This window comes from Streptomyces sp. NBC_00572 (genome assembly GCF_026341815.1).
GTDB lineage: Bacteria > Actinomycetota > Actinomycetes > Streptomycetales > Streptomycetaceae > Streptomyces.
The window spans coordinates 5380146-5403259 of sequence record NZ_JAPENX010000001.1 but is presented as its reverse complement, the minus strand read 5'-3'; the positions used below and the strand labels follow the sequence as shown (position 1 = coordinate 5403259).

At 71.7% G+C, this 23114-nt stretch carries 22 protein-coding genes; 9 read left to right on the top strand and 13 right to left on the bottom strand.

Translation table 11 applies throughout. The annotated features are described in order from the left end of the window. Positions 1 to 93: 93 nt before the first annotated feature. Together OG514_RS24830 and OG514_RS24825 are read left to right on the top strand one after the other, a co-directional pair. Positions 94 to 1305 (top strand): sensor histidine kinase, encoded by a 1212-nt coding sequence (locus OG514_RS24830; protein ID WP_266898363.1) that lies wholly within the window; start codon positions 94 to 96, stop codon positions 1303 to 1305. A gap of 3 nt (positions 1306 to 1308) precedes the next feature. Continuing rightward, on the top strand, positions 1309 to 1938 hold the full coding sequence (locus OG514_RS24825; protein ID WP_266898361.1) for a response regulator transcription factor: 630 nt from the start codon (positions 1309 to 1311) through the stop codon (positions 1936 to 1938). Between the two features lie 8 nt (positions 1939 to 1946). Here the strand turns inward: OG514_RS24825 and OG514_RS24820 are convergent, their stop codons facing one another. Next, positions 1947 to 2282: a DUF5955 family protein gene (locus OG514_RS24820; RefSeq protein WP_266898359.1), complete on the bottom strand. Its 336-nt coding sequence runs from the start codon at positions 2280 to 2282 to the stop codon at positions 1947 to 1949. A gap of 196 nt (positions 2283 to 2478) precedes the next feature. On the opposite strand from OG514_RS24820, the gene OG514_RS24815 reads away from it, so the two are divergent. From OG514_RS24815 to OG514_RS24805, 3 genes are all read left to right on the top strand, one after another. Then, complete coding sequence (locus OG514_RS24815) at positions 2479 to 3105, top strand: NTP transferase domain-containing protein (protein ID WP_266898357.1); 627 nt, start codon at positions 2479 to 2481, stop codon at positions 3103 to 3105. Positions 3106 to 3331: 226 nt separating this feature from the next. Next, entirely contained in the window at positions 3332 to 4963 is a 1632-nt protein-coding gene (gene aceB / locus OG514_RS24810) for a malate synthase A (protein WP_266898355.1), read from the top strand. A gap of 247 nt (positions 4964 to 5210) precedes the next feature. Beyond that, positions 5211 to 6356, top strand: coding sequence for a GDSL-type esterase/lipase family protein (locus OG514_RS24805; protein ID WP_266898353.1), 1146 nt, complete (start codon positions 5211 to 5213; stop codon positions 6354 to 6356). 3 nt (positions 6357 to 6359) lie between these two features. Here OG514_RS24805 and OG514_RS24800 read toward each other — a convergent pair whose 3' ends face one another. The 3 genes from OG514_RS24800 to OG514_RS24790 all read right to left on the bottom strand — a co-directional run bounded on the left by OG514_RS24800 (position 6360) and on the right by OG514_RS24790 (position 10415). Further along, positions 6360 to 8150 (bottom strand): hypothetical protein, encoded by a 1791-nt coding sequence (locus OG514_RS24800; RefSeq protein ID WP_266898351.1) that lies wholly within the window; start codon positions 8148 to 8150, stop codon positions 6360 to 6362. 71 nt (positions 8151 to 8221) lie between these two features. After that, on the bottom strand, positions 8222 to 9328 hold the full coding sequence (locus OG514_RS24795; RefSeq protein ID WP_266898349.1) for a hypothetical protein: 1107 nt from the start codon (positions 9326 to 9328) through the stop codon (positions 8222 to 8224). A gap of 109 nt (positions 9329 to 9437) precedes the next feature. After that, entirely contained in the window at positions 9438 to 10415 is a 978-nt protein-coding gene (locus OG514_RS24790) for a fibronectin type III domain-containing protein (protein ID WP_266898347.1), read from the bottom strand. Positions 10416 to 10546: 131 nt separating this feature from the next. Between OG514_RS24790 and OG514_RS24785 the strand changes: the two genes are divergently transcribed. After that, the gene (locus tag OG514_RS24785; protein WP_266898345.1) at positions 10547 to 11140 is read left to right on the top strand and encodes a hypothetical protein; all 594 of its coding nucleotides are present in this window, start codon (positions 10547 to 10549) and stop codon (positions 11138 to 11140) included. Positions 11141 to 11201: 61 nt separating this feature from the next. Here the strand turns inward: OG514_RS24785 and OG514_RS24780 are convergent, their stop codons facing one another. The 9 genes from OG514_RS24780 to OG514_RS24740 all read right to left on the bottom strand — a co-directional run bounded on the left by OG514_RS24780 (position 11202) and on the right by OG514_RS24740 (position 19251). After that, positions 11202 to 11849, bottom strand: a complete 648-nt coding sequence (locus OG514_RS24780) for an aspartate/glutamate racemase family protein (protein WP_266898343.1) — start codon at positions 11847 to 11849, stop codon at positions 11202 to 11204. 59 nt (positions 11850 to 11908) lie between these two features. Next, positions 11909 to 13258 (bottom strand): nucleobase:cation symporter-2 family protein, encoded by a 1350-nt coding sequence (locus tag OG514_RS24775; RefSeq protein ID WP_266900950.1) that lies wholly within the window; start codon positions 13256 to 13258, stop codon positions 11909 to 11911. A gap of 421 nt (positions 13259 to 13679) precedes the next feature. Next, complete coding sequence (locus OG514_RS24770) at positions 13680 to 15068, bottom strand: 8-oxoguanine deaminase (protein WP_266898341.1); 1389 nt, start codon at positions 15066 to 15068, stop codon at positions 13680 to 13682. 48 nt (positions 15069 to 15116) lie between these two features. Next, entirely contained in the window at positions 15117 to 16523 is a 1407-nt protein-coding gene (locus tag OG514_RS24765; protein ID WP_266898339.1) for a nucleobase:cation symporter-2 family protein, read from the bottom strand. Between the two features lie 71 nt (positions 16524 to 16594). Then, positions 16595 to 17518 carry a factor-independent urate hydroxylase gene (gene pucL / locus OG514_RS24760; protein ID WP_266898337.1) on the bottom strand — a complete coding sequence of 308 codons (924 nt, stop codon included), beginning with the start codon at positions 17516 to 17518 and terminating at the stop codon, positions 16595 to 16597. Between the two features lie 5 nt (positions 17519 to 17523). Further along, the gene (uraH, locus tag OG514_RS24755; RefSeq protein ID WP_266898335.1) at positions 17524 to 17913 is read right to left on the bottom strand and encodes a hydroxyisourate hydrolase; all 390 of its coding nucleotides are present in this window, start codon (positions 17911 to 17913) and stop codon (positions 17524 to 17526) included. Further along, positions 17910 to 18434, bottom strand: coding sequence for a 2-oxo-4-hydroxy-4-carboxy-5-ureidoimidazoline decarboxylase (uraD, locus tag OG514_RS24750; RefSeq protein WP_266898333.1), 525 nt, complete (start codon positions 18432 to 18434; stop codon positions 17910 to 17912). The genes uraH and uraD overlap by 4 nt, the downstream gene beginning before the upstream one ends. 155 nt (positions 18435 to 18589) lie before the next feature. After that, a complete protein-coding gene (locus OG514_RS24745) occupies positions 18590 to 18928 on the bottom strand; it encodes a helix-turn-helix domain-containing protein (protein ID WP_266900949.1) in 339 nt (112 codons plus the stop codon). 71 nt (positions 18929 to 18999) lie between these two features. Next, entirely contained in the window at positions 19000 to 19251 is a 252-nt protein-coding gene (locus tag OG514_RS24740) for a thiamine-binding protein (RefSeq protein WP_055601515.1), read from the bottom strand. A gap of 140 nt (positions 19252 to 19391) precedes the next feature. On the opposite strand from OG514_RS24740, the gene OG514_RS24735 reads away from it, so the two are divergent. The 3 genes from OG514_RS24735 (at position 19392) to OG514_RS24725 (ending at position 22829) form a co-directional block, all read left to right on the top strand. Further along, complete coding sequence (locus OG514_RS24735; RefSeq protein ID WP_266898331.1) at positions 19392 to 20243, top strand: TIM barrel protein; 852 nt, start codon at positions 19392 to 19394, stop codon at positions 20241 to 20243. A gap of 52 nt (positions 20244 to 20295) precedes the next feature. Further along, positions 20296 to 21186 (top strand): 2-hydroxy-3-oxopropionate reductase, encoded by an 891-nt coding sequence (locus tag OG514_RS24730; RefSeq protein WP_266898329.1) that lies wholly within the window; start codon positions 20296 to 20298, stop codon positions 21184 to 21186. A 188-nt stretch (positions 21187 to 21374) separates the two neighbouring features. Next, positions 21375 to 22829 carry a catalase gene (locus OG514_RS24725; RefSeq protein ID WP_266898327.1) on the top strand — a complete coding sequence of 485 codons (1455 nt, stop codon included), beginning with the start codon at positions 21375 to 21377 and terminating at the stop codon, positions 22827 to 22829. Positions 22830 to 23114 lie beyond the last annotated feature (285 nt).

Below are 23114 nucleotides of genomic sequence, written 5' to 3'. Positions count from 1 at the left end.
GAGGCGGCCCCCGGGCATCGCGCCACGGATGGCTCCGCAATCAAACTTTCGGTTGAGTCCGGATTGTCTGCCGCTGTCTAGGCTGGAGGGAACATGGATCCGAGTCTCTCCCTCCACCCCGCCCGGCGTTCCCCCACCCCCGCCCTGCGCGCGCTGCGCCTCTGTCTGCACCTGCTGATGGCGGGCCTGCTCGCCCTCGCGGCGGTGCGGGCGGACTCGGCCGCCGGGGCGGCGCTCGCGGTGGTGACGGGCGCGGTCTACGCGGCCGGGTCGTACCTGCCGTCCGTCAGGGACTCGCAGCGGGCCGCGGCCCTGTGGCTGGGCGCCCTGGGCGCGTCCTGGCTCGCCCTGCTCTGGCTGACCCCGGAGGCGCTCTGGCTGGCCTTCCCGCTCTACTTCCTCCAGCTGCACCTGCTGCCGACCCGCTGGTCGCTGCCGGCGGTGGCGCTGACGGCCGGCGCGGCGATCCTCTCGTACGTGGGGCACGGCGCCGCCCTCAATCCGGGGGTGTTCATCGGGCCGCTGCTCGGCGCGGCGGTGGCGGTGGCGACGGTCCTCGGCTACCAGGCGCTCTACCGGGAGAGCGAGCGGCGGCGTCGGCTCATCGAGGAGCTGATCGCGACGCGGGCGGAGCTGGCGGCGGCGGAGCGGCACGCGGGGACGCTCGCCGAGCGGGAGCGGCTCGCCCGCGAGATCCACGACACGCTCGCGCAGGGCCTGTCCTCGATCCAGCTGCTGCTGCGGGCGGCCGAGCGGTCGCTGCCGCCCGACTCGCCGGCCGCGGACCACATCGACCGGGCCCGGCAGGCGGCCCAGGACAACCTGGCGGAGGCGCGCCGCTTCGTCCGGGCACTGTCCCCGCCGGACCTGGAGCACGGCTCCCTGGCGGCGGCCCTTGAGCGCCTGTGCGAGCCGGGGGCCGGCGGGGGCGCCACGGCGAGTCCGTACGGCCCGGGGCCGCGGGTCCGTTTCTCCGTGAGCGGTACGCCGGTCGAGCTGCCCACCCCCTACGAGGTGGCACTGCTCCGTATCGCCCAGTCGGCGCTCGCGAACACGGTGCGGCACGCGGCGGCCTCGCGGGCGGAGATCACCCTGTCGTTCATGGACGCCTCGGTGACCCTGGACGTGGTCGACGACGGCGAGGGCTTCGAGCCCGGTTCGGTACGCCCCTCCTCCGACGGCGGTTTCGGGCTCCCGGCGATGCGCTCGCGCGCGGAGTCGCTGGGCGGCACGTTCACCGTCGAGTCCGCCCCCGGCCAGGGCACGGCCGTCGCCGTCTCCCTCCCTCTCCCCGCTGGAGCCTGAACCATGACCACCATCCGCCTTCTCCTCGCCGACGACCACCCGGTGGTACGGGCGGGCCTGCGCGCGGTCCTGGACACGGAGCCCGACTTCGCCGTCGTCGCGGAGGCGGCGACCGCCGAGCGCGCGGTGGAGCTGGCCGCCGCCGGGGACGTGGACGTGGTCCTGATGGACCTGCAGTTCGGCTCCGGGATGCACGGCTCGGAGGCGACGGCGGCGATCACGGCGGCGCCCGGCGGGCCGAAGGTGCTGGTCCTGACGACGTACGACACGGACGCGGACATCCTCGCGGCGGTGGAGGCGGGCGCCTCCGGCTACCTCCTGAAGGACGCCCCGCCGGAGGAGCTGGCGGCGGCGGTCCGGACGGCGGCCGCCGGGCAGTCGGCGCTCGCCCCGGCGGTGGCGCACCGGCTGATGGACCGGATGCGGACCCCCGCGGAGGCACTGACCAAGCGCGAGCTGGAGGTGCTCCAGCTGGTGGGCGAGGGCCTGTCGAACCAGCAGATCAGCAAGGTGCTGTTCCTGAGCCAGGCGACGGTGAAGTCCCATCTGGTGCACATCTTCGCGAAGCTGGGCGTCGACTCCCGCACGGCGGCGGTGGCGACGGCGACGGCACGCCGCCTGATCAGGCGGTAGTCCGAGGGTCAGTCGACCGGATCGCTGGGTGCCGGCGGTGTCGGCGGTCCGAAGAGTTCCACCGCCCGCCGGACCCCGGCGAGCCCTGCCGCGAGGGCGCTGACGGAGCCGACCGATCCCGCGACGAGCAGCAGCGAGCGGCGCAGCCGCCGTACCTCGGGGGCGCCGCTGAGCGCCATCGCGTCGAGCGCGGCGAGTTCGTCCTCGGCGATGCCCCGGTCGGCGAACTCTACGCGGTGGGCCGCCAGTTCACGCCGGAGCCGGGACACGGCGGACCGCAGTTCGGCCACCCTCGGGTCCATGCCCTCGCCGGTCACTCGCCTCTGCCCCACGCTTCGCAACATGGCTCTCCCCCTCGCACGACACTGTGCGCAGAATGCCGTACCCCGAACACACCGCCCGCCCGGAGCCGACCCGTCGGACGGTGGTCGGGCGCCGTGAGTCGCGGTCAGTTAACTCCTTCGCCACCCCGGCGCGCCACCCTTCGCCCGCGTAATTCAGGCGACCGTGTTATTCCGCCTGATGAGGTATGCAGTCCCCATGACAACAGCGCATGACCGAACGGATGTCCACACGCCCGTCGTCGCCGGCCTGCTGCTGGCCGCCGGGGGCGGGCGGCGGCTCGGGGGGCGACCCAAGGCGCTGCTCCCCCACCGTGGCCGCCCCCTCGTCGAGTACGCCGTGGGGGTGCTGCGCGGGGCCGGGTGCGAGGTGGTGCACGTGATCCTCGGCGCGTCGGCCGATGTCGTACGGGAGCGGGCGGAGCTGCCCGGATGCGTGCTCGTGGACAACCCGGAGTGGGCCGAGGGGATGGGTTCCTCGCTGCGGGCGGGGCTCGCCTCGCTGGCCGCCGACCCGCGCGGGGTGGACGCGGCACTGGTCCTCCTGGTCGACCAGCCGGGGATCGGGGCGGAGGCGGTGGCCCGGGTCCGGGCGGCGTACACCTCTCGGGATTCGCTCGCGGCGGCCTCGTACGACGGGCAGCGGGGCCATCCGGTGCTGTTCGGCGCGGGGCACTGGGCGGGGATCGCCGAGCTCGCGGTGGGCGACCGGGGCGCGCGGGACTATCTGGCGGCGCACCGGGATGCGATCACGCCCGTGGACTGTTCGGATGTGGCCGAGCCCTACGACATCGACACGGAGGCGGACCTGGCGCACCTGGAGTGAAGGGCGTGGCACCCAGAGCCATGGTCTGTCGATCCGGAGAATCTCGATATCAACAAACCATTGAACTTCCACCATGAGGAAACTAGTATCCACTGTTCAGAAGCGCTTGCTCGTTCAGAAGGCGCTCGCGGCCGTATCTCGGCGCCTGCGGCACTCCGTGCCGTCCCACGACGCCCGGCGGCCGCATGGCACCGCCCGTGAAGTCCGCTGAAGGAAGTGACAGTTCATGTCCGCACCAGCGCCGTCCCCCCTGGCCGTCGTCGATGCCGAGCCCCTGCCGCGTCAGGAAGAGGTGCTCACCGAGGCCGCCCTGGCCTTCGTCGCCGAACTGCACCGGCGGTTCACCCCGCGCCGGGACGAGCTCCTCGCCCGCCGAGCGGAGCGTCGCGCCGAGATCGCCCGTACGTCCACCCTGGACTTCCTGCCGGAGACCGCGGCGATCCGCGCCGACGACTCCTGGAAGGTCGCGCCGGCCCCGGCGGCCCTGAACGACCGCCGTGTCGAGATCACCGGCCCGACCGACCGCAAGATGACGATCAACGCGCTCAACTCCGGCGCGAGGGTCTGGCTCGCCGACTTCGAGGACGCCTCGGCACCGACCTGGGAGAACGTGGTCCTGGGCCAGCTCAACCTGATCGACGCGTACGGCCGGAAGATCGACTTCACGGACCCGCGCTCGGGCAAGTCGTACGCCCTCAAGCCCGCCGGCGAGCTGGCCACGGTCGTCATGCGGCCCCGCGGCTGGCACCTGGAGGAGCGTCACCTCACGTTCGACGGACGCCCCGTGCCGGGCGCGCTCGTCGACTTCGGCCTGTACTTCTTCCACAACGCCCAGCGGCTGATCGACCTCGGCAAGGGTCCTTACTTCTACCTGCCGAAGACGGAATCGCACCTTGAGGCCCGCCTCTGGAACGAGATCTTCGTCTTCGCCCAGGACTACGTCGGCATCCCGCAGGGCACCGTCCGCGCCACGGTCCTCATCGAGACCATCACGGCCGCGTACGAGATGGAGGAGATCCTCTACGAACTCCGCGACCACGCCGCCGGGTTGAACGCGGGCCGCTGGGACTACCTCTTCTCCATCGTCAAGAACTTCCGTGACGGCGGCGCCAAGTTCGTCCTTCCGGACCGCAACGCGGTCACGATGACGGCCCCGTTCATGCGCGCCTACACCGAGCTCCTCGTGCGCACCTGCCACAAGCGCGGCGCGCACGCGATCGGCGGCATGGCGGCGTTCATCCCCTCCCGCAAGGACGCCGAGGTCAACAAGGTCGCCTTCGAGAAGGTCAAGGCCGACAAGGACCGCGAGGCCGGCGACGGCTTCGACGGCTCCTGGGTCGCCCACCCCGACCTGGTCCCGATCGCGATGGCCTCCTTCGACGCCGTCCTCGGCGAGAAGCCCAACCAGAAGGACCGCCTCCGCGAGGACGTGTCCGTCGCGCCCGGCGACCTCATCGCGATCGACTCGCTGGACGCCAAGCCGACGTACGCGGGCCTGGTCAGCGCCGTGCAGGTCGGCACCCGCTACATCGAGGCGTGGCTGCGCGGCCTCGGCGCCGTCGCCATCTTCAACCTGATGGAGGACGCCGCCACCGCCGAGATCTCGCGCTCGCAGATCTGGCAGTGGATCAACGCCGGTGTGGAGTTCGAGCACGCCGGAGAGACCGTGAAGGCCACTCCGGAGCTCGCCCGCAAGGTCGCGGCCGAGGAGCTGGCGGCGATCCGCGCGGAGATCGGCGAGGAGGCCTTCGCGGCCGGCAAGTGGCAGCAGGCCCACGACCTGCTTCTGCACGTCTCCCTCGACGCGGACTACGCGGACTTCCTGACGCTGCCCGCGTACGAGCAGTTGGTCGGCTGATCTCCGAGAAGAACGGCTGACCCGGCGGCCCGCACAGCGGTCGGACAGCATCTGAGCAGGGCTTCGTCCCCGGTGTCGCACAGCACCGGAGACGGGGCCCTGTTCCCGTTCCTGTGGGTTCACAGGGGACGTGACGGAACCGAGATATGCAGCTACCTAGCGGTAACAAGCCGGGGGGTGACAGATTCCGCCATGCCACCGGCCGGCGGCTGTCCCCCACGTCACTGCGTACCGCAGGAGCACAGCCATGCCTTCGACCCCCCACCGTGCGCTGCGCGCACTCCTGGCACTGTGTACCGCCGCCGGGCTCGCCTCCGTCGCCGTCCCCGCCGCCCACGCCTCCCCGGGCACGGGTCCCTCCGCCGTCGTCACCATGGGCGACAGCTACATCTCCGGCGAGGCCGGGCGCTGGCTCGGCAACAGCCTCACCAACTCGGGAAGCCGCAACGGCACCGACCGGGCCTGGACGGGCAGCGCATACGACCCGTCCCGGGTGTACGGCACCACCGCGGGCGGCTGTCACCGCTCGGACACAGCGGAGGTGAAGAGCGCGGGACCCCTGGCGAGCTCGCTGATCAACCTGGCCTGCTCGGGCGCGACGACCGACAACGTCATCCGCGCCTCGCAGGGCGGGCAGGCCTACAAGGGCGAGGCCCCGCAGGCCGACCAGCTCGCGGCCGTGGCCGCCGCGCACGACGTGGAGCTGATCGCGCTCTCCATCGGCGGCAACGACCTCGGGTTCGCCGACATCATCGCCACCTGCGCCAAGGACTACATCGTCTGGTACTCGTACTGCCACGACGACCAGCAGGCCGAGGTCGACGCGAAGATGGACGGCGTGATGGCGGACGTCGGCCGGTCGGTCGACGAGATCCGGGCCGTCATGACGGGCGCCGGATACGGCTCGTCCGACTACCGGATCGTCCTCCAGTCGTACCCGTCCCCCATCCCCCGCGCCACCGAGAACCGCTACGGGGAGAGCGGCTGGTCCCGTACGAACACGGGCGGCTGCCCCTTCTGGAACGCCGACTCCGACTGGGCCCGCGACTCCCTCGTCCCGCAGCTCGCCAACCGGCTGAAGGGCGTCGCGGCGGCCAAGGGCGTGCAGTTCATGGACCTGCGGGACGCGCTCCAGGGGCGTGAGGTGTGCGCGAAGGCGAGCCGTCAGGTGACGTCGACCGTGCCCGCGTCGGGGACCACGAGCGAGTGGGCGCGCTGGATCGACAGCCAGAGCACGCAGGGGCTGGTCCAGGAGTCCATGCACCCCAACGCCTACGGCCAGCAGGCCCTCGGCCGCTGCCTGGCCCTGATCCACGCCCGTCCGACGGGCAACCAGACCTGCCGGAACACGGCGGGGTCGGGACCGTCGGGGATGTACCTCACGGCGAGCTGACCATCACGCCGACTGCATGAGGCCGAGCGGGCCGAGGACCCGCTCGGCCTCGTGCCGGTCGGCCGCCCGCATCGCCCGGACCAGGGCGGCGGAACCACCGGGCCAGGCGGACGCAGCCGTGTCGAAGGCGGCACGGCGGGACTCCAGGGGCCCCTTCTTGGCGGGCAGCGCGTCGAGGACGAACAGCGCCCGCGCCGAGATCCCCACCTGGATCAGATCGGAGGGCTCACCGCGCGCGCGGAGCGCCTGATGGGCGTACGCCCCGATCACCGGGTCGCGGAGGGCTCCGCGGAGGGCCTCGGGCGGGGCGGAGGCCGTGTCCAGGACGGCGAAGAGGCCCCGGACGGCGGCGGCGTCGGAGGTGCCGGCGTGGACCGTGCCGAGGGCGGCGAGCAGCTGGGACCAGGCGTCGGCGGTGTCCCCGCGCGCGCGGAGCCAGTCGGCGAGCACGCGCGCGGCGACGCACCCGGGCCAGCCCTCGGCGGCGGCCACCACGACGGGCGCGGCCCAGCTCCTGGCCCGGGCGGTGTCGGGCGCGGCGACCCCGCGCACCCCGAGCAGATAGCGCACGACGCCGGCCCCGCGCGGGGTGAGCCCGAAGGCGTCGCCGGTGCGGAAGACCAGGCCGGTGGCGGCGAGTCGGTCGACGGCGGCGGCGAGGTCACGGGCGGGCCCTTCGAGGCGCGCCCGGTCGGCCTCGGTCAGCTCGTCCGTGCCCAGGAGCCGTACGAGCTCCGGCAGGGGCGGGGTCGCGTACGGGTCGGGTGCCTCGTCCGGCACCGGTACGGGCAGGTCCTCCATGGCCGGATCGACGGCCCAGTCCTCGTACTCGGCGGCCTTGCGGGCGACGGACTCGGCGGAGCAGCCGCGCCGGTAGACCACGTACAGCAGATGCGGCGCCTCACCCCCGTAGGGCTCGAACTCCTCCTCGGCCAGCTCCTCGACGGCGGCGATGAGGGTGTCCGCGTCCTCCTCGACGGGCCCTGCCTCGATCGCGGGCGGCGGGGGCACGGGGACGGCGATGTCCCCGTAGTGGTCGAGGTGCTCGTCGAGGAGGGCATCGGCCAGGACGAGGTGGGGGAAGGCGTCGGGCCCGGGCGCGAAGCGCGCGTACGGCCCGGCGAGCTGTTCGGCGAGCCCGGCGGCGGTCCACCGGTCCAGGAGAGCCGCGGCCACCTGCCCGATGCCGGTCGCCACGTCGTGGTCGGTGAGCAGCGGCCCGGCGGCGGGCGGCTCTTCGGCGTCCCGTACGTACGCGCGCGTGAGGGCCTCGGCGAGCAGGACGTCGGCGAGGGCCGTACGCCCCATGAGATCGGCCCGGTGCACCCCCTCGGGCAGCGGCGCCCCGTCGAGGGCGGCGAGCCGGCGCCGTACGTCCTCGGGATCGGCGAGGTCGGCGCCACAGGTCCGCAGCAGCGAGGCGTACCACCGGTGCCAGGTCAGGTTCCCCGGATCGGTCATGGCCCGCTCGAAGTCGCCGACGGCCTCGTTGACGGCCACGGCGACCTGCTCGCCCCGGCCCCCGTCGAAGCGCGCCGCGAGCTGTCCGACCACGGCGGGATAGACGGCGAGCGCCCCGGGAGGCGCGTACACGAACGTCGGCAGGTCCTCGACGAGGAGCTGCCGCACGAGCCCGGGCGTCGGCTCGGGCACCCCGGACTCCCGGTCGGCCCCGCGCAGGGCCAGCAGTCCCAGCACCGCTTCCGCGGCACGCACGAAGACGGGGTCGCGGCGCTCGGAGGTTCCGTCGAGGAAACCGTCGAGCCCGGTGTTGGTGAGAACGGTCTCGGCCACGCTTCCCAGGGTAGTTCGGCGGGGACGAATCGGGCGTGCGACGCAGGCGGAGGGACGAGGAATCACTTCTGTCACGGGCGTCTCCGTAGGGCGCGGACTACCTGGGCCATGTGCTGGACGTGGCCCGAGCGCAGCCAGACCTCGGGGCCGCCGACCCCCGCACCGCCCGCTCCGGCCGCGCAGGAGACCAGCCAGCGCTCCCCCTCGCTGAACTCGGCTCCTCGGAAGCCCTCCGCGCACACGATCTCCCGGACCAGCGCGCGGACCGCGTCCGCGTGGTCGGTTCCCCGGGTGGGCACGCGCGCGAGGAGGAACGTGCGCTCGGTGGTGTAGCGCACGACTCCCCAGGGGGAGCCTCCGGCCGCCTCCAGGGGCCGGTCGGCGCTCCCGGTGTGGTCGGCGCCGTAGTCGCCGTAGGCGACGCGTACTTCCGGGCGGTCGGGCCCGTCGACGAGCATGTGCCAGACGTCCCAGTCGAATCGGTGCGCCTCCGCGAGCGGTGCCCCGTAGTCCTCGGGATAGCCGCGAGGGAAGGAACCGGCGAGCAGGACGACCGTCCGCCAGCGGTGGAGGGGACCGAGCAGGGCGAGGGCGCGCAGCGCCCGTTTCTCCGCCGGGCAGTGCTCGTCGACGACGGCGCCGAGGTCGAGCAGCAGGTCCAACGGGCAGCGCGCGAACGCGATCCGGTCCAGGAGGAGGCCGACCTCGTCCCTCAGCTTCTCGTCGGACAGCCCGGTCGGGAACACCCGGACGCCGAGGCCGCTGCCGCTCGCCCGGGCGGCCTCGGCTCCGGCCGTCTGCTGCCCGGCGGGGCGCTCGACGCCCGTCACCGGCCGGAGCGAGGTCCGTGCCGCACCCGGCCGGCCGGATGCGTCGAAGGGCCAAACCTGGTCCTCGACGTGGAAGGCGTCGATCCAGGCGGGCCGCCCCCGCTGCACGGCCTCGATCCGGTGCAGCACCGCCCTCAGCCGGGCGGCGAGCGCGGCCGGGTCGGGGTCGAGCGGGTGGGGCGGCCGCGGGCCCCTCGTGCGGACCCGGGGCGGGATGCTCCACAGCGGCGTCACGCACGCGCGTACCCGGGGCGGAAGGGAGTCGTACGCGTCGAGCGCGTTCCGGCGGGCGGGCAAAGCGGGTACGTAGAGCGGGTCGGACGGACGGTCTGACGACGGATCGGACATCGGCTCGAACATCGGCGCCCCCCAGCGGCCCGCTGCATCCCCTGCTTCGCAGGGTGAGGGGATGCGGAGCACGGCGAAAGGGGGCGCTTCCGGCCAATCCGAGACTCCGTCAGCGCACCACCACCGTCCGGGGCGCCGAGAAGTCGCCCCAGGTGCCGTCCGGGAGTTGGGCGCGGAGGGTGACGGTGTAGCGGGTGCCCGGGGGGTCCTGGACCGGGAAGGTGTAGGTGGCGCGGCCGGGGGGTGGGGTGGTGCCCCAGATGATGGTGGTGGCGAACCTGCCGTTGAGGTGGAGTTCGTGGTGGGTGACCGGGGCCTCCGTGTCCGGTGGGGTCCAGGTGACGGTGATCTCGCCCTTGGTCGCCGTCGCGGTGAGGTGGGTGGGGGCGGTGTTCGCGGGCGCGCCCGGCGACGGGGCCGTGGTGAGGTCGGCGGGGGCGCTGTCCGGTGAGGAGTTCTCGGCGGCGTCGCGGGCGCGGACGGTGAACGCGTAGGCGGTGCCGGGGCGCAGTCCGGTGACGTGGGCGGTGGTGGCCGTGCCGGGCACGGTGTGGATGCGGGTGTCGGCCTGATAGACGTCGTAGGCGGTGACCCGGGTGTCGTCCTCGGCCGCCGACCAGCGGAGGGTCACGGCGCGGCTGCCGTCGGGGGTGGCGCGGAGCGCGGCCGGCGTGGTGGGGGGTGTGCGGTCCTCGGCGGTGGCGCGGAGGGTGGTCGCGGTGACGGTGGTGCTCGGCGCCGAGACGTTGCCGGCGGCGTCGCGGGCCCGGACCGTGAAGCGGTGGCGGGTGGCGGGGGCGAGTCCGACCACGTCCGTCATCAGGGTGGTGGCCGGGAGGTCCTTGATCCTGCGGCCCTCGCTGTAGACCACGTACCCGGTGACGGCCCGGTCGTCGGTGGCCGCGCTCCACATGACGTGGACCGTGCCGGCGCTGCCGGCGGTGGCGGTGACTCCGGTGGGGGTGGTGGGGGCGCGGGTGTCCTTGGCCTCGGGAACGGCGGCGCCCGAGCACCCCGTGAGGGTGAGAGCCAGGGCCAGGGGAAGCGCGAGGGCAGTCAACAGGCTTGCGGCTAGCGGGCGTTGCACGGGCCGGCCTCCGTCCGTCGGAAAGGTCCAGACCTATATCGCACAGCCGGACCGACCCCGGCAAGGGGGCGTTGTCAGTGGCGTGCGCTTCACTGAAAACATCACTCTCCGTAGTCGAATCTGGGGGAATCATGACGGACCGTACGACCTATGTGAGCCACGTCGGGGTACGCCGACGCGGCTGGACCGACACGATGGTGCGGGACCTGCTCGGCACGCCCGACGTACAGGGCCGCGACCCGCGCCGCTGGTCCCTCGCGCCCCTGCGGCTCTATCTCCTGGCGCGGGTCGAAACCGTCGAGCGGACACCCGAGTTCGCCGAGACATCGATTCTCTCGCCGGCCCGTTCCTCCGCCGCCGCGGCCTACGCCGAGCGGCGCCGGGCCGCCGTCCTGGCCGCGATCCGCGCGGAGCGGATCGAGGTGCCCCGGCTGCCCGGTCCCGAGCTGGAGCGGCGGGCGGTCCGGCACCGGCAGCTGCTGGGGGCACGCGGTCCCGGGACGTCACCAGGAGACGGAGCCCCGGCCGGCGCGCTCGTACGGTGGCAGGTGAGCTACCTGCGGCACGCCCTCGCGCGGTACGAGGTGCTGCTCGACGGCCTGTACGGGGAGACCGGGCGCGGCGAGGCCGAGCGGCTGCTCCGACGACGGCTCTACGAGGCGATCGGCGCCAGGTATCCGGCGCTGGCCGAGGAGTGTCGTCGCCGGATCGCGGTGGAGCGGTGAGCGGGCGCGCGGCCGGGTGCCGGCCTCGTCACCGGAGTCCGGGTGGGCAGCCCGTCGAGCGTCACCGCCACAGCGAGCGCGCGAGCGCCCGGCACGCCGCCGGGATCGGCTCCACGATCCTGACCGCGCACCGGGTGCGGAGGGCCTCCGCCGCCTCGCCCAGCGGGCCGCCGCCGATGACGACCGCCCGCGCCCCGTCCCGCTCCACACAGGCGCGGACCGCCCGCTCCAGCTGGTCGAGGAGCAACTCCGGCTCGGTGGAGAGGAGTTCGGGGGTATCCGTGGTGAGACGGAGGCCGGTGTACCGGTCGGCGAGGCCCAGGGCCGTCACATGGGCCGCGATGGCCTCGGCCAGGAGCGGCGTCGTGGTGGCGATGCCGAAGGGAGTGCCGCCGGCGGCCGCCTCCCTGAGGGCCGCCTCGCCCAGCCCCACCACGGGCACCCCGGTCGCCGCGCGCAGCTCCGCCGCGCCCGGGTCGCCGAAGGCGCCGACGAGGAGCGCCGCGCAGTCGCCGGCGGCCGTGGCGCGGAGGCCCGCGGCGAGGACCTCCGGGGCCGCGGCGCGCAGCGCGGCCGGGTCGGTGAGCATGCGCGGGCCCCGGCGCACGGTCACGCCGCGTACGGGGAAGGCGTCGCCCAGGGCGCGTCGGGCGAGGGCGGTCATCATCGCGGTCGTGGCGGTGGAGGTGTTGGGGTTGATCAGCACCACCGCCCCGGGCCCCGCGGCGTGCGCGGGGACCGGGGCCGGCGGTGTGGCTACGGGCGGGTTCAGTGGACGTGCGCCGCCTTCGCCGTGTGGCTGCCGGAGATCTCGTCGCCGGGCTCCATCGGCGCGGTGACCTCGTCGTCGTCCCGGCCCTTGCCCAGGTGGTTGAAGACCACGTTGAGCAGGACCGCCGCGACGCAGCCGGTCGAGATGCCCGAGTCCAGGATGATCTTCGCCGTCTCCGGGAAGGCGTGGTAGAACTCCGGCGCGGTGATCGGGATGATGCCGACGGCCAACGAGACGGCCACGATCAGCACGTTGTTGTCCTTCTCCAGACCGGCCTTGACCAGGGTCTGGATGCCGCTGGCGGCGACCGAGCCGAAGAGGACGACGCCCGCGCCGCCGAGGACCGGCCGGGGGACGACCGAGATGAGCGAGGTGGCGACCGGCGAGAGGCCCATCAGGACCAGGAAGCCACCGCCGCAGGCGACGACGAAGCGGCTGCGGATCCGGGTCATGGCGACCAGGCCGATGTTCTGGGCGAAGGCGCTGCACATGAAGCCGTTGAAGAGCGGGCTGATCGCGGAGCCGAGGGTGTCGGCGCGCAGTCCGGCCGCGATGGTCTTCTCGTCGGCGGGCCGGTCGACGATCTCGCCGAGCGCCAGCATGTCGGCGGTCGACTCGGTCATGGAGACCAGCATGACCACACACATGGAGATGATCGCGGCGAGGGCGAACTGCGGGCCGCCGAAGTGGAACGGCGTCGGGAAGCCGACGATGTCCGCCTCGGTCACCGGGGAGAAGTCGGTGACGCCGAACGGTATGGCGATGAGGGTGCCGATGACGAGGCCGACGAGGACGGCGATCTGCTTGAGGAAGCCGCGGGTGAAGCGGCGGAGCAGCAGGACGACGACCAGGGTGATGGCGGCGAGCGAGAGGAACGTGGTCGAACCGTAGTCCTCGGCGGCGGGGTTGGGCCCCTGGGCCCAGCCGAAGGCGACCGGGAGGAGGGAGACGCCGATGAGGGTGATCACGGTGCCGGTGACGACCGGCGGGAAGAACCGCACCAGCCGGGAGAACCAGGGGGCGGCGAGGAAGCCGAGGAGTCCGGCGACGATGATCGCGCCGAAGATCACGGGGAGCGCGTCCGCCTTGTCGTCGGTGGTGTCGACGATGGCGAGCATCGGTGCGACGCCGGCGAAGGTGACGCCGTTGACGAACGGAAGCCGGGCACCGATCTTCCAGACCCCGAGCGTCTGGAGGAAGGTGGCGAGCCCGGCGGTGAACAGGCTGGCGCCGGTCAGGAAGGTGAGTTCGGTACCGGAGAGGCCGACGGCCGCTCCGACGATCAGGGGCGGGGCCACGACCCCCGCGTACATGGCGGCCACGTGCTGGAGGCCGCTGGTGACCATCTTCAGTGGGGGCAGCGTCTCGTCGACCGGATGCGTCTCCCGGTCGTCGGGGGCGGAGCCTGCGTCTTGTGCATTGCGAACCTGGGGCTTGGCGGCCACGGCGGTTCCTCCGGTCGGTTACACGTCGGCGGTGACGCGGGGTTCAGGGAGGTGGTGCAAGCGGTGCGGGTGCAGGAGGTGCGGCTCGTTGCGGGGTGGTGCGGTGCTGCAGTGCGGGGGCGCTGCGGTGCTGCGGTGCGCGCGTGGGGAGTCCGCGACGCGGGATCGGGGTGCCCGGTGGGGGGCGGGCGGACATCACCGTCCCGGGAGGTGCCGTACGTCTTCTGCGCAGGCACCTCCCGGTCGGGCTGCCGCGGACCCCGCTCGGGTCCGCGGCGACCGACCGAGGGCCGTCCCCCTCGGTCGGACTCCATGGGGAGGGTCAGCCCTGGGCCGCGATGCGGGCCAGACGCTGGGCCTCCGCGCGCGCGTCGCGCGCGATCTGCTCCTCGTCGGCGAACAGCAGTCGGTTGTTCTCGACGATCTGCTTGCCGTTGACGAAGGAGGCGGTGACCGGGGCCGCGGCGCCGAAGACGATCGCGGTGACCGGGTCGGCGATCGAGGAGTGGCCGAGGCCGTCGATCTTCCAGAGGACGAAGTCGGCGAGCTTGCCGGCTTCGAGGGAGCCGATGTTGTCGGCGCGGCCGAGGACCTGCGCACCGCCGTAGGTGCCGAGGCGCAGGGCCTGGCGGGCGTTGAGCGCGGACTCGCGGTGGGCGCCGAGGCGGTTGATGAGGAGCGCGTTGCGCAGCTCGGTGTGGAGCTCGCCGGACTCGTTGGACGCGGTGCCGTCGACACCGAGGCCGACCGGCACGCCCGCCTTCAGCATGTCGGGTACGCGGGCGATGCCGGCGGCGAGGCGCGCGTTGGAGGACGGGCAGTGCGCCACGCCCGTGCCGGTGCGGGCGAAGGCCGCGATGTCGGAGTCGTTCATGTGGACGCAGTGCGCCATCCACACGTCCTCGCCGAGGAAGCCGGTGGACTCGAAGTAGTCCGTCGGCCCCATCCCGAACAGCTCGTGGCAGAACTTCTCCTCCTCCACGGTCTCCGAGCCGTGGGTGTGCATGCGCACCCCGAGCCGGCGGGCCAGCTCGGCGCCCTGCTTGAGGAGCTGGGTGGAGATGGAGAACGGGGAGCAGGGGGCGACGGCGACCTGGGTCATCGCGTCGAAGGAGGCGTCGTGGAACTTCTTGACGGTCTCCTCCGTGGCGGCGAGCGCGCCCTCGGTGGTCTCGACGGCGAAGTCGGGCGGCAGGAAGCCGTCCTTCTCGCTCATGTCCATCGAGCCGCGGGCGAGGGTGAAGCGGACGCCCATGTCGGAGGCGGCACCGATGATGGCGCCGGACAGGTCGCCGGAGTTCTTCGGGTAGACGTAGTGGTGGTCCATGGCGGTGGTGACACCGCCGCGGGCCATCATCGCCAGGGAGCCCTGCGCGGCCACGCGCACCATCGACTCGTCGATCCGCGACCAGGTCGGGTAGAGCGCGACCAGCCAGTTGAAGAGGTTGTGGTCGGTCGCCAGGCCCCGGGTGATCCACTGGTAGAAGTGGTGGTGGGTGTTGACGAGACCGGGCGTGACGAGGTGACCGGTGGCGTCGATGCGCCGGACCACGTTCTCCAGTCCCTCGGGAGCCTTGCCGGCACCGATGGACTCGATCTTGTTGTCCGCGACGACGAGGTAGCCGGAGGCGTACTCGGTGTCGTTCGCGTCGACGGTCGCGATCGCCGCGTTCTCGATGACGATGCGCTGGGCTGCCGCAGGTGCTGCCATGGCGGTGGTTCCTTCGTTCCTCTGGGGTGGTGTGGGCACGGCAGGACCCTAGGAGGATTTGAGTGCCGGGGCCGTGTGACGGCTCCGGGTGCCGAGATGGTGGAAGAACAGATTCAGCAGGACGGCGACGAGCGCGCCCGCGCTGATGCCAGAGCCGAGCACGGTCTGCGCCCAGGCGGGGAACTCGGCGTAGAAGGTGGGCGCGGCGAGCGGGATGATGCCCGCTCCGAGCGCGACGGCCACCAGGATGATGTTGGAGCTGTCGTCGAGGCCGGCTTCCGACAGGGTGCGGATGCCGCTGACCGCGATCGAGCCGAACAGGACGATGCCGGCGCCGCCGAGGACGGGCATCGGGACCATCGAGACGACCGCGCCGAGGACCGGGAAGGCGCCGAGGACCAGCAGGGCGCCGCCGGCGACGGCGACCACGTACCGGGAGCGCACCCGGGTCAGCGAGACGACGCCGACGTTCTGGGCGAAGGCCGAGGTCGGGAAGCCGCCGAAGACGGGGCCGACCAGGGTGGCGATGCCGTCGGTGCGCAGTCCGCGGGTGATGGTGCGGCCGTCGCTGCGCCGCTCGCAGATCTCGCCCAGGGCGAGCATGCCGGCGCTGGACTCGGTCATGAGGACCAGCATCACGATGCACAGGGAGAGGATCGCGGCGGGCTGGAACTCGGGAGCGCCGAAGGCGAAGGGGGCGGGCAGGGCCGCGACGGGCGCCTCGCGCAGGGCGGTGAAGTCGGCCATCCCGAAGGGGATCGCGGCGAGGGTGCCGATGAAGAGGCCGAGCAGCAGGGCGATCTGCTTGACGAAGCCCTTGCCGAAGCGCTGGAAGAGCAGGATGACGACCAGGGTGAAGCCTGCGAGTGCCAGGTACTTCATGGCACCGAAGTCGGCGGCGGTCTTGTCGCCGCCCTGTGCCCAGCCGACGGGCACGGGCATCAGGGTGACCCCGATGAGGGTGATCACGACGCCGGTGACGAGCGGCGGGAAGAAGCGCAGGAGTCTGCCGAAGAAGGGTCCGACGGCGAGGCAGAAGACTCCGGCGACCATCACCGCGCCGTAGATGGCGGGGAGTTGGTGGCCCGGGGCGCTGGTCTCGGCGATGGCGAGCATCGGCGCGATTCCGGCGGAGGAGGCGGCGTTGACGAACGGCAGCCGGTTGCCGGCGAAGCGCCGGATGCCGAGGGTCTGCAGGATCGTCGCGCAGCCGGCGATGAGCAGACTGGCGGCGATGAGCCGGGTCATCCCGGCCGCGTCCAGGCCGACGGCCTGGCCGATGATGAGCGGAGGGGTGACCACGCCGGCGTACATGGCGGCGATGTGCTGGAGCGCCGCGGGGACGAGCCGCGAGGCAGGAAGCTTTTCGTCCACCGGATGGACCTGCTGGGTGGTGTCCGGCGGGGTGGAACACGGGCCTTCGGCGTGCGCCGGCCCCGTTGCGGGCTGTGCCATGAGAATCCCTCCGGTCCGGCGCGGCCCCCGCCCGACTGCGGGCGGGCGGGGGCCGGTCACTCGGACGCCGCTTAGAGGTTGGTCATGTCGACCGGGATCTGCGCCGTGGCTCCGTCGCGGAGGACGGTGGCCTCGATGAGGCCGTACATGCGGTCGGCGGCGTAGTAGACCTCGTTGTCGTTCTTGAGGCCGAAGGGCTCGAGGTCGACCAGGAAGTGGTGCTTGTTCGGGAGCGAGAAGCGGACTTCGTCGATCTCCGAGCGGTGGTTGATGATGCGCGTGGCCATCTGGTACAGCGTCTGCTGGAGCGAGTACGAGTACGTCTCCGAGAAGGCTTCGAGCATGTGCTTCTTGGTCTGCTCGTAGGACCGCTCCCAGTTGGGCATGCGCTGGTCGTCATCGGTCCAGTTGAACCGCCAGCGGGCGGACACCTGCGTGGCCAGGATGCGGTCGTACGCCTCCTGGAGCGTCGTGTACTGGTCCTTGATGTAGCCCCAGAACTCCGAGTTGGTGGAGTTCATGACGACGAGGTCCTTGAGGCCGGAGATGACCTCCCAGTTCTCGCCGTCGTAGGTGATCTGGGTGACGCGGGTCTCCTGACCCTTGCGGGCGAAGGAGTGGTTGACCTCTTCGGCCCCGATGAACTTGGAGTTGGCATCCGAGGAGGCGATGCGCTCCCAGGAGTACTCCTCGATCCGGATGCGCGCCTTCTTGATCGGCTCCTGGCTCGTCACGAAGTGGCGGGCGAGGTGGATGCCGAACTGCTCGGCGGACTCGATGCCGTACTCCTTGGCGAACGCGAAGACGGTGTTCTTCGTCGTGTCGGTGGGGAGGCAGTTGGCGTTCGAGCCGGTGAGGTGGACGTCGTCGAGGTCGCCGGAGAGGGCGACGGAGACGTTCAGGTCCTTGATGTGGTGGGTGTCGCCGTCCCGCGTGATCTTGACGACGCGGTTCTCTGCTTTGCCGTACTGGTTCTGGCCGAGAATCGTGGGCATGTCTGCTAGCTCCCTCGGTATACGGAGTAGCCGAACGGGTTGAGCAGCAGCGGTACGTGATAGTGCTCGCCCGGGGTGACGGCGAACGTGATCGCCACCTCCGGGAAGAACGCACCGCTGTCCCTTACGCGGGGGGCGTCCTGCTGCGCCTCGGCTTGCTTCTTGGAGAAGTACGTCTCGACTTCGAAGTCGAGACGGACGTGGGTGGTGCCCTCCGGCAGCGCCGGCAGGTCCTTGCATCGTCCGTCCGCGTCGGTGGCGGAGCCGCCGAGCGCGACCCATTCGGCGTCGGAGCCGCTGCGGGCCGCGAGCGTGATGGCCACGCCCTCGGCGGGGCGGCCGATGCTGGTGTCCAGGATGTGGGTGGACACCGAGGCCGTGGTGTCGGTGCTCATGCGGAGCTCTCTTCCTCGGAGGTCTCTACGAGACGGGTCAGCCGGATGCGGTTGATCTTGCCCAGTTCGGTGCGGACGATCTCCCGCTCCTCCTCGGACGAGTTGCCGATCCGTCGGCGGAGCGCGTCGCGCATCTGCTCGCCGGTCAGGCCGGTGGCGCAGATGAGGAAGACGTGTCCGAACCTGTCCTGGTAGGCCAGGTTGAGTTCGAGCATCTCGGTCTTGAGCTCCGCGGAGGCGCCGGCCATTCCGCTCTGTTCGCGGGAGGAGGTCGGATCCCCGGCCTTCGGACGACCGATCGGCGGGTGCCCCGCCATCGCTTCGGCAAGGTCCTCGGCGGTCAGCTCTGCCATGGCGGCGTCGCTGGCGAGGAAGAGAGCTTCGGCGGTGGTGTACGGGCGCTGGGCGAGGATCTTGCTCCCCCACGCCGAACTGGAACACACCTCGTGGAGCGCGGCGAGGGCCTCGCTGTCCGCCGAGGTGTTGAACCGGGTGAGGCCCGGTGTCGTACCTGAAGTCACGGGAAGCCTCCGTGGCTGTTTTTCGCTGTGCGTCGGACGGGCTGCGGATAGCTAACGCCCTCCGCAACATCACGTCAACACTTTGTTGAAAACTCGGTCACGCAAAAGCCGTCGTCCCGACATACGGACGACGGCTTACGGCCACACATGATCAACTACTCGCCCTTGGCGGCCTTTTCCCTGCTCAGGGCGGTCTCCCTGTTCAGGTAGTTGTACACGGTGAAGCGGCTGACACCCAGTGCACCCGCCACCGTCTCCACTCCATGGCGTACGGCGAAGGCCCCGCGGGCCTCCAGGAGCCGGACGGCCTCCTGCTTGGACTTGCGGTCCAGTTCGGCCAGTGGCATCCCGTGCCGCCGCTCCATCGCCGCGAGGATGTGATCGAGGGATTCGGACAGCTGGGGCAGCCGCACGGCGAGCACGTCCTCCCCCTCCCAGGACAGGACGACATCGTCGGCCTCCGCCTGCGCGGGGACGAGCAGCTCGGCACCCATGGCGTCGACCAGGGGCTTCACCGCGACGATCAGGGGATGCTCGGCCGTCTCGGCGACCAGAGGGCGCTCGCTCACTTCTCGCCCTCCCCGAGCACATTGACCTGGAGGGAGACGCGGGTGGCGCCGGCCGCCAGCGACTTGCGCAGCAGCGCGTCGACGGCGGTGAGCACCTCGTCGGCACCGCCTTCCGCCGTGTTCCCGAAGGGGCCGACGTCGACCGCGTCCAGTTCGGCCGACTGGATGACCTCACGAGCCACGACCGCGTGCGCCGGCGCCTCGTCGAGGTCGAACGGCTCGGTCGTGAACTCCACTCTCAAACGCACCATGGCCCCACGCTACGGCCCCGCTCCGGCCTACGGGAGCCCCGGACCTGCGGGGACCTCTTGACAAGTGTGTCGGCAACCTTGCAACATTCCGTCAGACAGAAACTTACTTCCGCGATACGGAAGGAGCGCCGCCCCTCATGGCCCGCTTCTCAGTAGGCGCAGGCACGGACCAGCGCTTCGATGTGAACCTGTCGATCCTCTTCACGGAACTCCCGCTCCTGGAGCGCCCCGCGGCCGCCGCCGCGGCGGGCTTCACCGCGGTCGAGCTGTGGTGGCCCTGGATCGACACCGCCACCCCCGAGCAGAGCGAGCTCGACGCCCTCAAGAAGGCTCTTGAGGACGCCGGCACCCAGCTGGTGGGCCTGAACTTCTACGCCGGGCAGCTCCCCGGCCCGGACCGCGGAGCCCTCTCCGTACCCGGGGACGAGTCGGACCGCTTCCGCGCCAACATCGAGGTGGCGGCCGACTTCGCCGCCTCGGTCGGCTGCAAGGCGCTCAACGCGCTCTACGGCAACCGCGTCGAGGGCGTCGACCCGCAGATCCAGGACGCCCTCGCCCTGGAGAACCTGGTCCTGGCCGCCCGCGCGGCCGACCGGATCGGCGCGATCCTCCTCGTCGAGACCCTCAACAAGCCGGAGTCGCCGCTCTACCCGCTGGTGAGCGCCCCCTCCGCCATCGAGGTGATCGACAAGGTCAACGCGGCGACCGGACTCGGCAACGCCAAGTTCCTCCTCGACATCTACCACCTGTCGATGAACGGCGAGAACGTCAGCCAGGTCATCGCCGAGTACGCGGCGAAGACCGGCCACGTCCAGATCGCCGACAACCCGGGCCGCGGCGCGCCGGGCACCGGCGACCTGCCCCTGGAGCAGCTCCTCGGCGAGCTGAAGAAGGCCGGCTACGAGGGCTGGATCGGCCTGGAGTACAAGGCAGCCGACGCCGCCGCGTCCTTCGAGTGGCTCCCGGCCGAGGCCCGCCCCGCCAGCTGACCGGCCGCCCCGCGACCCTCCCCCGTACCACCAGTTTTCGAGAGGCACCCTCATGAGCAACCTCCCCAAGATCGCTTGGATCGGTCTCGGCATCATGGGCTCCCCCATGTCCGAGAACCTGATCAAGGCCGGCTACTCGGTCACCGGCTTCACCCTGGAGCAGGACAAGCTGGACCGCCTCACGGCGGCCGGCGGCACCTCCGCCGCGTCGATCGCGGAGGCCGTCAAGGACGCCGACGTCATCGTCACGATGGTGCCCGCCTCCCCGCAGGTCGAGGCCATCTCCTACGGCCCCGCGGGCATCCTGGAGAACGCCAAGAAGGGCGCGCTGATCGTCGACATGTCGTCGATCACCCCGCAGACCTCGGTCGACCTGGCATCGAGCGCCAAGGAGAAGGGCATCCGCGTCATCGACGCGCCCGTCTCCGGCGGCGAGGCCGGCGCCATCGAGGCCGTGCTCTCGATCATGGTCGGTGGCGAGAAGGCCGACTTCGACGAGGCGCTCCCCGTCCTCCAGGCCCTCGGCAAGACCATCGTCCTGTGCGGCCCGCACGGCTCCGGCCAGACGGTGAAGGCCGCCAACCAGCTGATCGTCGCGGTCAACATCCAGGCCTGCGCCGAGGCCGTGGTCTTCCTGGAGAAGTCCGGCGTGGACCTCCAGGCCGCCCTCGACGTCCTCAACGGCGGTCTGGCCGGCTCGACCGTGCTGACCCGCAAGAAGGACAACTTCCTGAACCGGGACTTCAAGCCCGGCTTCCGGATCGACCTGCACCACAAGGACATGGGCATCGTCACCGACGCCGCCCGCAACGTCGGTGCGGCCCTCCCGGTCGGCGCGGTCGTCGCCCAGCTCGTGGCCTCGCTGCGCGCCCAGGGTGACGGCGGCCTGGACCACTCGGCCCTGCTGCGCGCCGTCGAGCGTCTCTCCGGCCAGCAGGTCTGATCCAGCGCCCCCGTGAGCGGGGGCCCCAGATTTCCGGTCGGTGGCGGCGCTGACAACTGTCCTGTCGCGCCCAGGCGCCGTCGCCGACCGGAACACCACACTTCCCTTTCAACAAACTGTTGACGTCACGTTCGAGCCGAATTTACGCTCCTCGGACCGTCAGCAGAGCTCCCGTACGGAAGGTCACGATGTCGAAGCGCGTGCTTACGACCGAGTCCGGCGCCCCCGTCGCCGACAACCAGAACTCCGCCACCGCCGGCGTCGGTGGCCCTCTCCTCCTCCAGGACCAGCACCTGCTGGAGAAGCTCGCGCGCTTCAACCGTGAGCGGATCCCGGAGCGCGTGGTCCACGCCCGCGGTTCCGGCGCGTACGGCTTCTTCGAGGTGACCGACGACGTCACCGGGTTCACCAAGGCGAACTTCCTCGGCGAGGTCGGCAAGCGGACCGAGACGTTCATCCGCTTCTCCACCGTGGCCGACTCGCTCGGTGGCGCGGACGCGGTCCGCGACCCGCGCGGCTTCGCGCTGAAGTTCTACACCGAAGAGGGCAACTACGACCTCGTCGGCAACAACACCCCGGTGTTCTTCATCAAGGACCCGATCAAGTTCCCCGACTTCATCCACTCCCAGAAGCGCGACCCCTTCACGGGCAAGCAGGAGGCGGACAACGTCTGGGACTTCTGGGCGCACGCCCCCGAGGCCACCCACCAGATCACCTGGCTCATGGGCGACCGCGGCATCCCGGCCTCGTACCGTCACATGAACGGCTACGGCTCCCACACCTACCAGTGGACCAACGAGGCGGGCGAGGCCTTCTTCGTCAAGTACCACTTCAAGACGAACCAGGGCATCCGCAGCCTCTCCGCCGACCAGGCCGCCGAGCTCGTCGGCAAGGACGCGAACTCGCACCAGACCGACCTGCTCCAGGCCATCGAGCGCGGTGTGAACCCCTCGTGGACCCTGTACGTCCAGGTGATGCCGGCCGCCGAGGCCGCGGACTACCGCTTCAACCCCTTCGACCTCACCAAGGTGTGGCCGCACAGCGACTACCCGCTGCAGCGCGTGGGCCGTCTGGTCCTCGACCGCAACCCGGACAACGTCTTCGCCGAGGTCGAGCAGGCCGCGTTCTCCCCGAACAACTTCGTCCCGGGCATCGGTCCCTCGCCGGACAAGATGCTCCAGGGCCGCCTCTTCGCCTACGCCGACGCCCACCGCTACCGCCTCGGCGTCAACCACACCCAGCTCGCGGTGAACGCCCCCAAGGCGACCGTGGCCGAGAACTACGGCCGCGACGGCGCCATGGCCACCCGCCAGGGCTCCCGCCACGACAAGAACTACGAGCCCAACTCGTACCAGGGCCCGGCCCAGACCGACGCGGCGCTCTCCGCCCCGCTCGCGATCCACGGCTGGACCGGCACCCACGAGGCGCCGCAGCACACCAAGGACGACGACTTCTTCCAGGCCGGTGAGCTCTACCGCCTGATGTCCGAGGACGAGAAGGGCCGTCTGATCGCCAACATCGCCGGCGGTCTGTCCCAGGTGTCCCGCGAGGACGTCATCGACAAGAACCTCGCGCACTTCGCCGCCGCCGACGCGGAGTACGGCAGGCGCGTGGCCGAGGCGGTCAACGCCCTGCGCGACTGACCGACCGGCACCACCCAGACTGCGTACGGCATCTGACGGGAGGTCAGTGTCGTACGTGGTCCGGATCGCCGACCCGGATGAGGGGTGGCCGGTGATCCGGACAAGCGTGAGGACCGCGGCGGCGCCGAGCCAGTGCGGTGGTAAGGGCGCCGGCCCCCTTCTTGACCTGAAGGAAGGGGACCACCGGCCGCCCGTCGGCGCCGCCGCGGTCCCAACGCCCCCTCCCGAGCGAATCCCCCAGACTCCGCCCGGCGGCGCGAACGTCCTGTCGCGCCAGCCTCGTGC